We start from the raw sequence: 16,601 nt of genomic DNA on the forward strand, positions 1-16,601 counted from the left end.
TACCATTTAACTCCGAATCACAAGAAATAATTTCAAAAACAACTTCTCCTGTTTTTGGTTTGGTTGGCTTATTATCGAGAAGTAGCTACTGGGAGTCTATTTATCAAAAAAAGGAATGCGACATAGGTCACACCCCTTTTTTATTTTCTTTGAAACACCTTTCGGTACTCGACAGCATACAAGACAAAAGATTGTAAAAGACCGTAAGTGATGACGGCAAAAATGACTCTCACCCACAGCGTTGGTAATTCTGGGAAAAGCAGCAAAAGGATCATGCCAACATAGATGACAGCAGTCGCTACTTTGCCATACCACTTCGCTCCACTTAATTTGATATTTTTAGATAGCCCGATTAATCCAGCTACAAACATAAAGCCTTCTTTTATCAAGAATAGACCAAACAACAGCCAAAGCCACGGTCGATACCATGCCATAGACAAAATCAGAAAAAGTTGTGTCAATTTATCTGCAAACGGATCAAGCACCTTCCCTAAGTCTGTTACCTGATTATATCTCCGAGCAATGACCCCGTCTAGATAATCAGACAAACCTGAGACAACAATGACCGCTCCTGCTATATAAAATGACTGTCTCAGCACAAAATAAAGATAAATCGGCAGCAAAAAAATACGGAATATCGATAAAAGATTCGGAATCGTTTGTATTTCTTTACGCCAGTCTGTGCTTAATTTCATTTTATCGCCCTACCTCCTCAGCACTCTTTTCTTTTTATTTTAGCTTACACGGGGAATAAAACCAATGATTTCACTGTTTTTATTTTTCTTTACAGCCACTGATATTATGAGCTAATTTGAGATAATCACTTGCTGTTTTCATCGTTTACTCTTCTTTCTTCCTGTCGTTTGCGCATTTCTTTTACTAGTACTTTATGAGCTTTTTTTGATCCTCGCTCTAGGTCACGCTGCCGTTTACGTGTTTTATAATCGATAAACAGACTGTCTAAATCGTAACCTGTCGGGTACAGATCTTCTGCTGAACGCACCAGACGAACACGCTGACGAGGCACGTGGATTATTTTTTTGTCTAAATATACATCAATCGTATCTTCACCTATATCTTCATAAACTAACGCTTCTTTTTGGTATTCATTAACAAATATCCGATCACCTTTTGCAAAGAGCTGGCGTTCTTTTTTATTCTCCTTCCTATTTGTAACTGCTGTCTTAGGAAGAAATTCTTTTTTCTGTGTCCGATAGGCTTTTTCCGCCAAGTAACGCTCTGCTTGATGGATCAATTTCATCGACATATCCATTTTATGAGCAATCCACAAAGCTTGGCTTTCTCCTGTTTCTCCAACCCGCAACTGATATTTAGGACGAAGTGCTTCCCGATCGAAAGCCATAGCAGCCGGCACAAAATCTTCATGATCTCCGGCGAATTTCTTGATTTCTCCATAATGGGTCGTGGCAATGATCAATGCCCCTTGCTCATACATAGATTCCATGATTGCGATCGCTAGTGCAGCCCCTTCATTTGGCTCTGTTCCACTGCCAATCTCATCTAAAAGTACCAACGTATTCCTTTTTATCTTTTTCAAAATAGCAGCGATGTTTTGCATATGACCAGAAAATGTACTCAACGCATTTTCTAAATTTTGGTGGTCACCGACATCGACGAAAATCTCATCAAAGACAGCAAGCTCTGTCCCTTCTTTTGCCGGAACTTGCATACCGAACATCGCCATCAAAGTCAATAAACCGACTGTCTTCAACACGACTGTTTTGCCTCCGGCATTTGCTCCGGTGATAATCAAGCCTCGATAGTCTTTACCGATTTCAACATCCAATGGTACCGCATGCTCAGGTAAAAATGGATGTCTGCCTTGCTTGATAATGATATGTTCCGATTTATTGATTCTAGGTGTGCTTCCATTGATTTCTCGGCTAAATTTTGCCCGAGCAAAGATGATATCTAACACCGTGATCGTTTCGATCAATAAATCGATCACTTCTTCGTTTTCTGCGATAGCACCAGTCAATGCCGCCAGGACTTGATATTCTTCACTGATTTCTTCAGCTTTTAACAACTGATAGTGTTCATTCAATTTAGAAATCACAGTTGGTTCAATAAAAACCGTCGTTCTTTTATTTGATTCATCGATAATCGTTCCATCTATTTTATTTTTATAGCTGGCTTTGATAGGAATCGTATAGTATTCGCCTTTTTGAACAATCATTGCTTCTTGGATCATTTCTTTGTTTTTCGGATGACGCAAGAATTTCAGTAATTTTGACTGGATCTCTTTTTCGATTAGTTGTAATTGTTTGCGTACTTTACGCAAATTACGTGACGCGTCGTCACTGACTTTATTATTTTTTATTTTCTGGTCAATCAACTCTTCTACATTTATCAAATCAGGAAGATGTTTGCTATAAGCAAACAACAAGGGTGTCTGGTATTGATTCTTATCAAAAAACTTTGTGATCATCCGACTGCTTCTAAGAAAATCCGCATATTCGATCAAATCGGTTGGCTGCAGAATCAACCCTTTTTTGACTTGTTCTGTCAGTGCATCGATCCTCGGCAACCCCATAAATGGAACATGCTGACTGCTTTCTAAGATCAAGCGTGCTTCTCTTGTTTCTTCTTGACGATCCAAGACAGTTTGTAGGTTTGTCGAGACCGTCATATCGCTGATTCGTTTTTTGCTATAGTTTCCAATTGCTCTTGCTTGGATTTCCTTTTTGATCCGATCAAATTGTAATTGACTAATCATTTCGTTGTCCATATTCTCTCCTTTTCTTGAAGAGATACCTGTCCCAAAATAAATAAGGGCCTAGAGATAAATAAAAGGATAGAACACAGCTTAAAAAAGTCATGTCCTATCCTTATTAGAATACAAAGATATTGTTTTCCTGACAGGTACCGTTTCATAAGCACACCAAATAAACTTTGTTTATTGGCTATTCGACTTACTGATTAGATACCAGCTACACTCACAAAACATACCCCATTCTTCTAGGTCTTATTTATTTTCCACTTAACTATAGCAAGACACATTTTGGTTGTCAAACTTTAGTATGTTTTATAGATTTACACCATTAATGAATAGACACCTACCGCGATAATTGCTCCGATCATTGGACCTGCGATTGGTACCCATGAATATGCCCAATCTGAAGTTCCTTTATTAGCTATTGGCAATACCGCATGTGCTAATCGAGGACCAAAGTCCCGAGCAGGGTTGATTGCATATCCTGTTGGCCCTCCTAATGAAAGACCGATGGCTAAGATCAATCCACCTACAGCGAATACGTTCGTTCCAGGTGCAAATTCGTTTTGTCCAAAAGCTAGCAACCCAAGAACTAATACAAATGTACCAATTAATTCTGTGATCACATTTGCTGGATAATTCCGTATAGCAGGACCTGTTGCAAACGTTCCTAAAATCGCGCTTTCATCTTTCGTTGCATTCCAATGTGGCAAATAAGAAAGCCAAACAAGAATGGCCCCTGCAAAAGCTCCTAAAACTTGCGCAATGATGAAAGGAACGACAAGATTCCAACTAATTGCCCCTGTCATCGCCATAGCTAGAGAGACTGCAGGATTCAAATGAGCTGGGCCCATGAATCCAGAAATATAGACAGCCATTGTTACAGCTAGTCCCCAACCAAATGCGATGACAATCCAGCCAGAAGCCTGTGCTTTACTTTTGTTTAAATTCACAGCCGCACACACACCATCTCCAAGCAAAACTAGGATCAGTGTCCCAATAAACTCCCCCATGATTTGAGTCATATCACTGTTCATTTATTTCTCCCCCTTTAGTTCCCGCAGATCTGATTCTGCAATCAATGCTTCTAAACGTTTAGTCTGTTGCGCCTTCTCCTCTTCTGTCCATTCAAAATATCCAGCAATTGCATCGATCACAGGTTGCTTGATCTCATCAAGCTGATCTCGTTCAAACAACAGATGATTTGTACGACGAATGAGATAATCGCCTGGGGCCAAAACCATTTCTTCTTCTAAACCATAACGTAACCGAGCTGACTCAGCGAGACTCAAACCAGGATAAGGTGCCATTTCTTTTGCTAATTCAAAGATACGTCGGGCATTAGTCCCGTAAAAATCAGCGATATAAGTAGCATCTTCTTCCTCTAAACCGGCTGCTACTCCTTCTTTTGCTAATTCTGTCACTGTTTCTTCTAATTTAGTTGGATCGAAGTTTCCACCTGAAATCTGATATTTTTTAGAGTCGATTTCTTTCGTCTCTATTCCGTATTCTTCTTTTAATAATTGGCGTATCAATCGCAAAGCTCCTTCTGCCATCTTACGGTAATCGGTGATTTTCCCACCAGATAAAGTCAGCAAACCATCTGGTTCTCTTTCTAAAGAACTACCTCTGGAAATCGTAGAAGGTGCTTTTTCATCACGGCTGTTTTCCAAATGGTTCAACACGTCTTCTACTTCAGCACGAGAAACTTTGTTTTCCTTATATTCACTTACTGTATCGACAACTTTATTGAAGCTCTTGTCTGAAATCGATCCATTATCTCCACCATTGTAATCAGAACCAGAATTACCAATCAACAGTGGACGAAGTCCTGCCCAGCTTGCTTCGATATCTTTCAATGTGATATTTGCTTCTGGATAGCGATGATTGATCACATCCAATAGATAATCTACATCTTCTTGTGTGACTTTCGGATCCGTAAAATCTCCTTGGTAATCCGTATCTGTCGTACCAAAGTAAGTCTTGTTTTCTCTTGGAATAGCAAAAACCATCCGCCCATCTTGCTTTCCTGTATCGAAGTATGTGGGTTGCGGTACAGGCAGTTTTTTCGCATCTACAACTAAATGGATCCCTTTAGTTGGACGCATTTTAGGAGAGACTGGACGCGTAAAATTCAAGTTTCGTACTTTATCTACCCAAGGACCACTCGTATTGATCACTAATTTTGCTTTGATTTCGATCACTTCATCTGTCAGCAGGTCACGAGCTTTGACGCCAACGATTTGATCGCCATCATATAAAAAGCCAACCGCTTTCATTTTACTTACTAGATAAGCCCCATCTTCGGCAGCCTTTTTGATATTATCAATCACTAAACGGGCATCATTGTTGCGGAAATCTAGATAGACACCCGCGCCTTTTAGCCCTTCTTTTTTCAAAAACGGTTCTCTTTCCAATACTTCTTCTGGTGTCAGCGTATAATTCTCATATTTGGTTCCTGTCACATTTGCCAGTTTGTCATAAAGGTCCATTGCTACTTTGACCGAGAACATATTGAAGGTTGTTGCTCCTTCGCCCTCATAGATTGGCAAAAGCATTGGATCTGGTTTTGGGATGTGCGGGGCAATACTTTGTACGACTGCACGTTCACCAACTGTGTCAGCTACTACTTCCACATCAAATGTCTTCAGATAACGAATACCGCCATGAACAAGTTTGGTCGAGCGAGAGGAAGTCCCTTCTGCAAAATCCTGCATTTCGATCAATCCTGTTTTGATTCCTGATGCTGCTGACTGGACTGCCACACCGGCACCAGTGATTCCGCCACCGATGATCAACAGATCCAATTCTTCTTGCTGCATTTTTTGAATGCTATCTTGTCTTGTCTTGTTTGAAAACATATGGATTTCCTCCTTATTCAAATGCTTGGGTAGCTTTTACTGCTTTTTTCCAACCGTTGTAAAGTTTTTCTCGGCGCTCTTCCTCCATTTGAACTTCAAATAGCTTGCCAGCTTCATAAAATTCGCGGATCTCGTCTGTATCTTTCCAATAACCGACAGCTAATCCTGCTAAAAATGCTGCCCCTAGTGCTGTTGTTTCCAAGTTTTCTGCTCGTTGGATCGGTACATTCAAGATATCTGTTTGGAATTGCATCAGATATTCATTATTTGCTGCACCGCCATCCACTTTCAATACAGGAATCTTGATTCCAGTGTCATCTTGCATCGTATCGATGATATCTCTCACTTGATAGGCAATCGACTGCAAAGTAGCTTTAATGATATCTTCTTTTGTCGTTCCACGTGTCAAACCAAACATAGCCCCTCGTGCTGCCTGATCCCAATAAGGAGCACCCAGTCCAACAAATGCAGGAACAACATAGACCTCATCTTCGCTTGTAGAGCGTTTCGCTGCGTCTTCTGAATCGCTAGCTTTTTGCAACATTTGAAGTCCATCTCTCAGCCATTGAATCGAAGAACCAGCCACAAAAATACTTCCTTCTAAAGCATAGTAAACCTTTCCATTTAAGCCGTAACCAATTGTCGTCAATAAATTATTTTTGGATAATTGCGGTTTTTCACCGGTATTCATGACAATAAATGAACCTGTACCATAAGTATTCTTGACCATGCCTGGTTCGAATGCCATTTGTCCGAATAATGCGGCTTGCTGGTCTCCTGCCATCCCTGAAATTGGTGCTTCGCTTCCATAAAAATGATAACCTTGCGTATAACCATAAACTTCTGAGTTAGAAGTGACTTTTGGTAACATCACTCGAGGAATATTTAGTAAATCTAAAATCTCCTGATCCCAATCTAGCTGATGGATATTGAACAACATCGTCCGACTGGCATTCGAGTAATCAGTAACATGTGCTTGTCCATCGGTCAGTTTCCATACTAACCACGAATCAATCGTTCCAAACATTAACTCGCCTTTTTCAGCGCGTTCTTGCGCACCTTCTACATGATCAAGAATCCAGCGAATCTTCGTTGCTGAGAAATAGGCATCGATCACTAGCCCTGTTTTTTCGTGGAAAAATTCTTGATAGCCTTCATTTTTTAAGTTATCTGCAATTCCAGCTGATTGTCTGGATTGCCAAACAACTGCATGATAGATTGGACGTCCTGTATCTTTTTCCCAGATTACTGTTGTTTCACGCTGGTTCGTTATGCCAATCCCAGCAATTTGGTTTGGTTTGATCCCTGATTCGATGAACGCTCCGGCAATAACTGACTGTACAGAATTCCAGATTTCATTTGCATCATGTTCAACCCAACTTTCTTGCGGGAAATATTGCGTGAACTCTTTTTGAGAACTGCCGATATGTCTTCCTTTCTTGTCAAAGATAATTGCTCGTGAGCTAGTTGTACCTTGGTCAATCGCCATGATATACGTTGGTTCTGTCATTGTGATTCCCTCCATTATATGCAAACGCTTTCTTTAACTACTCTTATCATACTACTGTTTTAAAAAAAGAAACTGTCAAAATTTTATTCTTTTTTTCTTTTTTTGACAGTTTTTTATTATGAAGCTATTTTTTAATCAATTCTTTTCTTTTTTCAGCGTCTCTATTCTTCTTTTCAATCGAATAATGTCGTAAGGTGACGCAAATTCTGACAGATAATATTCACACTGTTTTTTGTTTCTCTGGCAAAATGTGATCACCAAATCATATTCTTTACCTTCTTCATAACTTCCAATCTCAATACCGCCGATTCCCCTCAGTTCTCTGATCAGATATTGTTGAAAAGCAATACGATAAATCGGCAGACTTTCTAAATCGATTCCAATCACTACTGGTTTTGCAATATAAAAATCGATCATCAAAAGAACATTGGCATACTGGATCATTAGGTAACTAAGCTCACTGTCTTCAGCTCTTTTCCTCGGCAATTGCTGCACCGCTGTTTCCTGTAATTTCGCCAGTAACTGTGTTAAGGAATGCCCGAGCATTTTCTGCTGCTGTTCCAAAAGCCGATCACGCTCGTAGACTTCGATCTTTCCAACAAAGAAAAACCATTCATTGTTGATCTGGGAAATTTGGTAGCCTACTGCCTTTTCTTCTTTGATTTTCAAACGACGAGGACGATAATGCCATAACATCGTTTCCCGAATGTAAGTATCTAAAACAGCGGTTGGTAACTTTTTGCTCCGTGTCAAATCATACTGATAAAATATTTCTTCGTCTACTATCGAAAAAGAAACAAAAAAGCTGTAAAACATCATTGTTTCGTATACATTCAGTTCTGCTGCTGTTCGACTAAGATGCATCACGATGATTGGATCGATTGCTTGATAAAGCCGGTCCGACTGATAGAGTAATTTCTTTTCTTTCAAAGTTGCGTACGTACTTTTTTCATTCAATAGTCTTTTTTTCGTAATCCCGAGCCAGCAAGCAATCTGTGCTTCTGCTGATGCCGTAAACGTTGTTTCTAATACACGGTCCAATCCTAGAATGAACGGTCTTTTTTCTGGTGTATTTTGCAAAAAAAGCGGTCGCTGATCTTCCGGGATATATTGGAATAGTTCATAATAAAAATATCGTATCTGTAGCTCTTCTCCGTATAATTGACCGTTTTTGATTTGTAATCCAAATTCCTCTAAGAGCTGGTTCAATTCTTTGATCTTTCGAAAAACAGAAGACTCACTGATATTAAACGCTGTCGCTAATCGAACGATGGATACTTGCTGATGTTCTAATAAATAGACGAGCATCTTAAACTTCAAGCTTTCTTGCAATAAAAACAATAGAATTTTTTCCAAACTTACATCTTCGTCCAACACAAGCAGCGCCTGATACTCATTTCGCTGTACTTCTACTTTTTTTTCCATCATTCGGCCAATCAATTCAATATCTTCCAAATATTGATCAAACGAGGCTTTTGACAGTTGGACATGCTCTCTCAAACCATTGATAGAGGCTGTTCCTCCTTGCAGAACAAGGTTTCGCAAAATCAGGATCTGTAACTGCTCTTTTCTTTCTAATAATGCTTCAATCTTCATAGGCAGTATTCGCCACCTTTGACCACACCATATCTGGCACACGGTATTCTGGCTGGAAAAATAGCTCATGTTCTTCTAACTGTTCAAACGTCCATCCTTCTTCTACTGCAATTGTCAGTTGGTCAAGAAGGTGGAACATCTCTTTTTTGCTTTGGAGCTGTGCTCCAAGAATCTTTTTTTCAGAATCAAATAGAAATTTGAGTTTAACTTTGCTTTGATTTATTGCTGTAAGCTTGTAGTCTACGTATCCTGTTTCAATTTTTTGGGGATAAAAAATGCTCTCTTCTTCTGTCAAACCTACGCTTCCTAAGAAATAGCCAAACCACTGATTGCCGACTGGACGATAGGTTCCCTGATCCTTTGTCTGTGAGCCACTAATTGTCTTGCTGACATTTCGTGCTGTACGGACAGCGTTATTTACTAGAGAAACATACATTTTTTCATTTGTTGGACGAAAAGTTACTTGGATCGCATCGCCAATCGCATAGACGTCTTTTTGAGACGTTTGCAAGTAGTCATCTACCCAGATCGTTCCATCATCATTCAATGTTAATTGTTCTTCCCACATCTGATTGTCGGGGCGAGAATGATTAGCCAGCAAAACAAGATCATAGTTCTCCTTTCTTTTTTCCGTCTCTACAATAGCGGTTTCATTTTCGATCAAAGACACAACTTGTTCTTCTAAAAAAAGTGAAAGCCCTTGATTTTTCATTTCCTTTACTAACGGTTCTGTCATTTCAGGATCTAGATAACGAAAAAGAATTGACTTTCGGCTTTCGTAAAGATGGATTTGTTTTTTTCTTGATGCCAACCCTTCAGCTATTTCGATTCCTGCTTGTCCTGCACCAATAATTGCAATTTTCTTTGCATTCATGATCTTTTGCTGAAGAGCCGTTACGTTTTGTATCTTTTTAACTGGGTGAATAAGCGTTGATTCTGCAGAAATATTTCGAAACTTTTGATTTGAACCAGTCGCTAGAATCAAACGATCAAAATCCAATTTTTTTCCTCCTGCTAAAACGACTTTTTTTTCTTTCAATCCTATTACTGTCTTTTCTGTGTAAACATGGATTCGATAGCGGTCAGTCAGTTCTTCTTTCGTGATCCAAGAAAGTTGTTTTTCACTGGTAACCTTTCCTTTTAATATCAAATTGAACCCGCTGGGAATCCATCCTAACTTCGATTGCTTTTCAATCAAATATATTTCACTTGTTGGCATCAATTGGCGAAGATAAATAGCCGCATGAATCCCTGCAAACGACCCGCCGACAATTACAATGTTCATCTGCATTCCTCTTTCTTATAAGGTGTTCTACTGCTAACTTCTCAATCAGAAAACACAGTATTCATAACTCGCTTTCAACCTTATGATACATAGCGATGCAGCAGAATCAACCCTCTCCATCATACCGTGTTCTAGGTCTGCTTCTCAATAATGTACTAGTGGACCTAATTGAAGAGTATCATTTCTGAAGAGATGTTTCAAAAAATGTACTCTTATAAAAGAAAAAAACTCGCCTTTTACGTACCTCTGTCCAAATAGGAAACAGAAAAGAACGAAAAGACGAGTTTTAGCGTGTGTAATGTAATAGTTAGAATAGACACATCATTTATTTTTAATTCTTTAATGCTTCAACAACTGCTTCGCCTAATTGATGAGCAGATTGAGGATTTTGCCCTGTAAGAAGCCGCCCATCAATTTGAACCACTTCTGAAAAAGCTGCTCCAGACTGATAGTTTGCTCCTTTTTCTTTCAAAGCATCTTCTGCTAAGAATGGTACTTCATTCGTTGTACCATTTGCTTCCTCTTCTTCATTACTGAACCCAGTCACTGTACGTCCAGCTAAAATAGATTTTCCAGACTCATCTGTAACTGGCAACAATCCTACAACACCGTGACAAACAGCTGAGACCAGCCCTTCATTTCGATAGATTTGTGAAGCGACTTTCCCAAGATCTATTGCTTCTGGAAAATCCCACATTGTTCCGTGGCCACCAGCATAATAAACCGCTGCATAATCATTTGCATCCACATCATCAGGACGTAAGGTATTTCCCAAGGCCCGATTTCTGAAATCTTCATCTTCATAATAGGCCCAATCGATTTCATCCATATTCAAAACACTTTGCGGTTCTAAAGGTACATATCCGCCTTTAGGACTGACAAAATCTGCATCGATCCCATTTTTTACTAATACATCATAAAAATGAGTCAGTTCACTTAACCACAAACCTGTAGGACGCTCGATCTTTTCGTACTTTTCTACATTTGTTAATACGATCAATACTTTCATTTTCCCATCCTCTTTCTATAAAAATTGCGTTATTGATAACGTGCTTTCAAGAAATTATATAATGGGCTTGGCAAATAAAGCTCTTTATATGCTTCTTCAAAAGGTTTCGTTACAAATTCATCCTCACGGTTTTCCAATAATTTCTCTGCCCAGTCAGGATCGACGATCATTTGCTGTCCAATTGCTGCAAGTTCTGCATATTTCAATACCTGTTCTACATCTTCGCGATTGCGGATCCCACCGACACCAACTAAAGGGATCTTTCCTTGAATCGTGTTATGGACCACTTCAAGAATCGATTTATCGTTGTATTTATCAGAACGAGCTATTCGATCATACATATTTAATGAAACATGCAGATAATCTAGTTTTGACTCACGTAATCGTTCAAGAAGCCAGATCGTGTCTTCAAAACGGATACCTGGTGTTTCATATTCTTCTGGTGAGAAACGATACCCTACGATGAATGGTTTTTTAGCATATTGTTCAACCGCTGAGAAAACCGTTGTTAATAATTCTTCAATAAAACGATAACGATTTTCCAAGCTACCGCCCCATTGATCCTCTCGTCTATTCGAATGCGGAGAGAAAAATTGTTGGATCAAATACATATTTGCTCCATGCAACTCGATTCCATCAAATCCTGATTCAATCGCTCTACGTGTGGCTTTGCCAAATGCTTGGATTGTTTCAACGATTTCTTCTTCACTCATTGCTCGTGGTGTTTCCGCATCAGGACGTTTTGCTGCAACTGCACTTGCAGATACAGGCTGTTCTCCAGATAAAGTTGCTCGACTTGTCATTCGTCCACCGTGGAAAATCTGAATAATCGCTTTTGCGCCTTCTCCTTGGATTGCTTTCGCTAGCTCACTTAATCGAGGAATCATTTCATCATGAGCGATGCTGAGTTCACCTGGCCAGCCTTTTCCGATATCTTGGACATTTGCAGCACCAGTAATAACAGCACCAAGACCTTTAGAACGTTGTTTATAATAAGTGATCTCATCTTCGGTGATCACTCCATTGAAAAAGCTGAGTTGTGTCGTCATAGGCGACAGCATCAATCGGTTCTTCAATTGAACTCCTGAAGGTAAAGTAATTGATTGATCAAATTGTGACATTGTCATTCCTCCCATAATTCGCTCTGATTAACCTATCGAGAATCATCTATCATTAAACCACTCGATTAGTTGTACATGCAACTAATTTGCTTAAAAAATTTTATTTTTTTTGTAACTTATCTGTTGCATCATTCATTGTCTGGGCTAATTCTTTACTTGCTTCATTTCCCAAAACTGCTTTGTATGACTGATGAAGTTCTTCCCAGCTACCATCGACTTCCTTAGCAAATTGGCGTCCTTGTTCTGTAAGATAAACTAATGACAAGCGACCTTCGCTAACTGTTTTGACGTATCCTTTATATTCTAATTTTTCAACAAAACGAGCAATCGTTGATGGGGCGGAATAGAGCATTTGTGCAATATCTTTTTGTGGTATTCCATCTTTTTCTTTTAATATCAATAAAATAAAACCATAAGTTGGTGCCAGACCTGTCCTTCTAAACGCTTCATCAGCTAATTTATTCAACATGCGATCTAGCTTTTTCACGCTAAAGAAAAGACATTCATCTAACGCTTTTTCAATTGGCTTTTCCATTTCATCCCCTCCATTGGCGTACATATCATAGTATGATTTTTATTTTTTGTCAAAAAACACGGAATAATGTCCGCCTCCTCTGTCTAGATTTGAAAAAAAGAAGTAGCCATCTTCAAAGAATTTCGGCTTGTTTTCGACAAAACTCCTTCTGGAACACCGTGAATCAGAGGTTGTGAAAAAGTCGTTTAGTTTTGAGTATGAAGAAAAATTTTGTGAAAATGGCTTTCCACATTTTTGCATAAATTTTGCTTAATACCGAAAAACTGGCTTTTGAACACCGTTTATATCAGAGGTTGTGAAAAAGCCGTCCTGCATCAAGTAATAAGAACAGCCAAACAAAAATAGTTCCTCATATTTTGTCGTTTTTTGAGCTAATGCCGATGGTCAGCTGATTGTACACCGTTTATTGAGAGGTCGTGAGCCTGCCGTTGAACTCCGAGTCACAAGGAGCAATTTCAAAAAACAGCTTCTCATGTTTTATGACTATGGTGACTTGTGATCGAGGAGTTGGCAGGAGAATACTGTTTATTCGTAAAGAAGGGGCTGTGACAAGACTTTTGTCACAGTCCCTTATTTCCTTTTATTATAGGATTTCGCCATTTGATTGGATGACTTGTCTGTACCAATCAAATGATTTTTTCTTTAACCGTTTCTTTGTGCCATTCCCTTCGTCATCTTGATCAACATAGATATATCCATAACGTTTTGACATTTGTGAAGTAGAAGCGCTGACGATATCAATGCAGCCCCACGACGTATAACCAAATAAATCTACTCCATCTTCGATAGCTTCCTTCATCTGCTCAATATGCTGCTTCAAATAGTCAATGCGGTAATCGTCTTGAACGGTTCCATCTTCTTCTACTTTGTCTATAGCTCCGAGTCCGTTTTCAGCTATGAACAGTGGTTTTTGATACCTATCATATAATTGATTCAAAGCAATTCTCAAACCCTTAGGATCAATCTGCCAGCCCCATTCACTTGATGGAAGATACGGATTTTTAATTCCTCCAGTTATTAAGTTTCCTTGGACCCCTTCCAAATTTTCTGGATGAGCACTGACTGCACTAGACATGTAGTAGCTAAAAGAAACAAAATCAACAGGGTAGGCTGCTAAGATTTCTTCATCACCTACTTCTATTTTTAAGTTGACACCTTTTTCTTCAAACATTCGTTGCGTATACGCTGGATAATATCCTCTTGCTTGAACATCACTAAAGAACAAAGAAGTTCTTTGCTGCTCAATTGTTTTTTGAATATCATCCGGATCACAAGAATACGGAACAAGAAGCTGATAGCTGATCATACAACCGACTTGTGAACCTTTGATAATTTCATGACAAGCTTTTGTAGCTAAAGCACTTGCTATAAACTGATGGTGTGCACCTTGGTATTTCGCTTGTTCCAAATGGGGATGGTTTTCTTCAATTACTCCTACGCTAACAAAAGGGTGATGTTTTACACAGTTGATCTCATTGAAAGTCATCCAATATTTTACTTTATTTTTATAGCGTTTGAATACTGTTTCAGCGAAACGAACGTAAAACTGAATAAGCTTTCGATTAGGCCATCCACCATATTCTGTAACCAAATATAACGGCATTTCATAATGGGAAAGAGAAACGACTGGCTCAATCCCATATTTTAGACATTCGTCAAACACTTGATCATAAAAAAATAATCCCGCTTCATTGGGTGTTTCTTCATCACCATGAGGAAAAATTCTTGTCCATGCGATAGACATCCGATAGCATTTAAAACCCATTTCAGCAAATAAACGGATGTCTTCTTTAAAGTGATGATAGAAATCATTTCCGTGTCTTTTAGGATAATAATACTTGCTGTTGGGATCCTGCGCCGCTTTTACTTGCTGATGCGTCATCATATGCCATTGATCTGTCCATTTTTCTTTAGGTAAATCGCTGTCGAATGTATACACATCAGACACAGATAATCCTTTTTCATCTACATCCCATGCACCTTCACATTGATTGGCCGCTGTCGCTCCGCCCCATAAAAATCCTTCTGGAAATTTTTTCATATCGATCCCCCTAAACTTGCTAGTTTTCTTGTTTGATTATTTTTCTTATGACTAGTAATGATATTTTTGAATCTACTACTATTTGTAACAATAACCATTGTGGTCGGATCATATCCCTCTTTGATTAATTCTTGCAAATCTACTTCCATCAATAAATCGCCTTTACGTACTTTTTTTCCATCAGATACTGCACTTTGAAAGTATTTGCCATTTAAATTCACTGTATCAATACCGATATGGATCAGTATCTCTGCTCCTTCTTCACTGACTACCCCAATTGCATGTTTCGTTGGAAAAACTGTTGAAACTTCCCCGTTTACAGGACTGTAGATTTTTCCGTCCGTTGGAATGATCGCAAACCCTTCTCCTAAAGATCCACTAGCAAATGTTGGATCGTTTACTTCAGATAAATCAATTATTTCACCTGCTGCAGGAGTACTTAACACTATATCCTTTGAGGATTCTTCTTCGATTTCATCCTTGTAGCCGAAAAGAAAAGTTAGCATACAGGAACTGATCATCGCTAAGAAATAACTAGCAACTAGCCAAACAAATCCTTCACCAATATAAATCGGGAAAGACAAAATACTTCTTGTAGCAACTGCCAAAGCACCGGCTCCTGCGGCACCAGCTACTCCACCAAATATAGCTCCACATATACAAGCAATGTAAAATGGTCGTTTATATTTAAGAGTCACACCATAAACAGCAGGTTCAGTGATTCCAAATAATGCTGTGATAAATGCAGATAAAGATAAACTTTTTACTTTCTTATTTTTCGTTTTCAAAAATACCCCAAGTACTGCTCCTGCTTGCGCAGCTACGGCAGTCATACATGCTGGACCTAGCGTATCACGACCGTAGAAAGAAAGATTGTTGGTCATTACTGGTACAAGTCCCCAATGTAACCCAAAAATCACTAACACTTGCCAAAATCCGCCGATAACAGCACCAGATAAAACAGGGCTAAAGTTATAAACAGCTAAATATCCAGCTGCAATCAGCTGACTTGCATAATCTGCAATTGGACCTACAACTAATAAAGTAATTGGGACCATCACGATGATACAAATGAATGGTGTCAATAAATTTCGAATACTTTCGTGCAAGCTTTTGCGAATCTTAGGCTCAATATAAGAAAGAACCCATACAGCTAAAATTGCTGGAATAACCGTACTTGTATACCTTGCTAGAATCACGGGCATCCCTAGAAATCGCAAGGTTATGCTATCACTATATGCACTGACAATCGTAGGATAAACGAGAGCTGCTGCAATAACCATAGCGATGAAACGATCTGTATTGAACTTTTTTGCAGCAGTATATGCCAAAAATATAGGCAAGAAATAGAAAAATGCATCAGCTGCTGCATTCAAAATGATATAAGTTCCTGATTCAGTAGTTAATAAATTCAAACTCGTACATAAGGCGAGTACTCCTTTGATCAAACCACTTCCTGCCAAGACGCCTAAAGTCGGGGCAAAAACAGCGGCGATCATGTCTATAAAAGAGTTTAAAATGCCTTTTTTCTCAGTTCCTCTCTTTCCACTAGATGCATCATCTTCTAGTTTCATTTGTTTGGATAATACGTCATACACTTCATTTACTGCATTTCCTACTACGACTTGAAACATTCCTCCAGCTTCGACTACAGTGATCACACCTTCTAGTTGCTCTACCTTCTCCTTATCTGCCTTCTTATTATCTTTTAGGGTAAAGCGTAACCTTGTTGCACAATGGTAAACATTGCTGACATTTTCTTCGCCTCCGACAAATCGGACAATATCTTTCGCTAATTGTGAATAGTCCATTTTTACTTCCCCCTTGTTAATTAATGCCGTAGCAATCCTTCTTACAAGATAAGTATAGTTCTTAGAAAACGGTTTCTCCATTCAATTAGTACCCCTTC

12 protein-coding genes are annotated in these 16,601 nt (G+C 39.0%); all 12 read right to left on the bottom strand.

The window, feature by feature from the left end:
- Window positions 1-140 precede the first annotated feature (140 nt).
- Window positions 141-695 (bottom strand): CDP-alcohol phosphatidyltransferase family protein, encoded by a 555-nt coding sequence (locus DIZ30_RS03520; RefSeq protein WP_109023099.1) that lies wholly within the window; start codon window positions 693-695, stop codon window positions 141-143.
- A gap of 125 nt (window positions 696-820) precedes the next feature.
- Window positions 821-2,749, bottom strand: coding sequence for a mannonate oxidoreductase (locus DIZ30_RS03525; protein ID WP_002294659.1), 1,929 nt, complete (start codon window positions 2,747-2,749; stop codon window positions 821-823).
- Window positions 2,750-3,054: 305 nt separating this feature from the next.
- Window positions 3,055-3,771, bottom strand: a complete 717-nt coding sequence (locus tag DIZ30_RS03530) for an MIP/aquaporin family protein (protein WP_002292560.1) — start codon at window positions 3,769-3,771, stop codon at window positions 3,055-3,057.
- Window positions 3,772-5,595 carry a type 1 glycerol-3-phosphate oxidase gene (gene glpO, locus DIZ30_RS03535; protein WP_002317521.1) on the bottom strand — a complete coding sequence of 608 codons (1,824 nt, stop codon included), beginning with the start codon at window positions 5,593-5,595 and terminating at the stop codon, window positions 3,772-3,774. It lies immediately after the preceding gene.
- Between the two features lie 13 nt (window positions 5,596-5,608).
- Entirely contained in the window at window positions 5,609-7,105 is a 1,497-nt protein-coding gene (gene glpK, locus DIZ30_RS03540; RefSeq protein WP_002317520.1) for a glycerol kinase GlpK, read from the bottom strand.
- 135 nt (window positions 7,106-7,240) lie between these two features.
- Complete coding sequence (locus DIZ30_RS03545) at window positions 7,241-8,701, bottom strand: helix-turn-helix domain-containing protein (protein ID WP_002296783.1); 1,461 nt, start codon at window positions 8,699-8,701, stop codon at window positions 7,241-7,243.
- Window positions 8,691-9,986, bottom strand: a complete 1,296-nt coding sequence (locus tag DIZ30_RS03550; protein WP_002336854.1) for an FAD-dependent oxidoreductase — start codon at window positions 9,984-9,986, stop codon at window positions 8,691-8,693. The genes DIZ30_RS03545 and DIZ30_RS03550 overlap by 11 nt, the downstream gene beginning before the upstream one ends.
- Before the next feature lie 331 nt (window positions 9,987-10,317).
- Entirely contained in the window at window positions 10,318-10,995 is a 678-nt protein-coding gene (locus DIZ30_RS03555; RefSeq protein ID WP_002294671.1) for a type 1 glutamine amidotransferase domain-containing protein, read from the bottom strand.
- 29 nt (window positions 10,996-11,024) lie between these two features.
- Complete coding sequence (locus tag DIZ30_RS03560) at window positions 11,025-12,116, bottom strand: NADH-dependent flavin oxidoreductase (RefSeq protein ID WP_109023100.1); 1,092 nt, start codon at window positions 12,114-12,116, stop codon at window positions 11,025-11,027.
- A 100-nt stretch (window positions 12,117-12,216) separates the two neighbouring features.
- On the bottom strand, window positions 12,217-12,651 hold the full coding sequence (locus DIZ30_RS03565; protein ID WP_002294674.1) for a MarR family winged helix-turn-helix transcriptional regulator: 435 nt from the start codon (window positions 12,649-12,651) through the stop codon (window positions 12,217-12,219).
- Between the two features lie 583 nt (window positions 12,652-13,234).
- On the bottom strand, window positions 13,235-14,692 hold the full coding sequence (locus DIZ30_RS03575; protein WP_002300024.1) for a glycoside hydrolase family 1 protein: 1,458 nt from the start codon (window positions 14,690-14,692) through the stop codon (window positions 13,235-13,237).
- Window positions 14,689-16,584 (bottom strand): beta-glucoside-specific PTS transporter subunit IIABC, encoded by a 1,896-nt coding sequence (locus DIZ30_RS03580; RefSeq protein ID WP_002317516.1) that lies wholly within the window; start codon window positions 16,582-16,584, stop codon window positions 14,689-14,691. The genes DIZ30_RS03575 and DIZ30_RS03580 overlap by 4 nt, the downstream gene beginning before the upstream one ends.
- Between the last annotated feature and the right edge of the window lie 17 nt (window positions 16,585-16,601).

The sequence above is a fragment of the Enterococcus sp. H57 genome (assembly GCF_003112495.1).
GTDB lineage: Bacteria > Bacillota > Bacilli > Lactobacillales > Enterococcaceae > Enterococcus_B > Enterococcus_B faecium.

Coding starts and splice junctions, on each gene's coding strand:
- DIZ30_RS03575 (WP_002300024.1), bottom strand. CDS start 14,692: ATGAAAAAATTTCCAGAAGGATTTTTATGGGGCGGAGCGACAGCGGCC.
- DIZ30_RS03555 (WP_002294671.1), bottom strand. CDS start 10,995: ATGAAAGTATTGATCGTATTAACAAATGTAGAAAAGTACGAAAAGATC.
- glpK (WP_002317520.1), bottom strand. CDS start 7,105: ATGACAGAACCAACGTATATCATGGCGATTGACCAAGGTACAACTAGC.
- DIZ30_RS03530 (WP_002292560.1), bottom strand. CDS start 3,771: ATGAACAGTGATATGACTCAAATCATGGGGGAGTTTATTGGGACACTG.
- DIZ30_RS03520 (WP_109023099.1), bottom strand. CDS start 695: ATGAAATTAAGCACAGACTGGCGTAAAGAAATACAAACGATTCCGAAT.
- DIZ30_RS03550 (WP_002336854.1), bottom strand. CDS start 9,986: ATGAACATTGTAATTGTCGGCGGGTCGTTTGCAGGGATTCATGCGGCT.
- DIZ30_RS03580 (WP_002317516.1), bottom strand. CDS start 16,584: ATGGAGAAACCGTTTTCTAAGAACTATACTTATCTTGTAAGAAGGATT.
- DIZ30_RS03560 (WP_109023100.1), bottom strand. CDS start 12,116: ATGTCACAATTTGATCAATCAATTACTTTACCTTCAGGAGTTCAATTG.
- DIZ30_RS03525 (WP_002294659.1), bottom strand. CDS start 2,749: ATGGACAACGAAATGATTAGTCAATTACAATTTGATCGGATCAAAAAG.
- DIZ30_RS03545 (WP_002296783.1), bottom strand. CDS start 8,701: ATGAAGATTGAAGCATTATTAGAAAGAAAAGAGCAGTTACAGATCCTG.
- DIZ30_RS03565 (WP_002294674.1), bottom strand. CDS start 12,651: ATGGAAAAGCCAATTGAAAAAGCGTTAGATGAATGTCTTTTCTTTAGC.
- glpO (WP_002317521.1), bottom strand. CDS start 5,595: ATGTTTTCAAACAAGACAAGACAAGATAGCATTCAAAAAATGCAGCAA.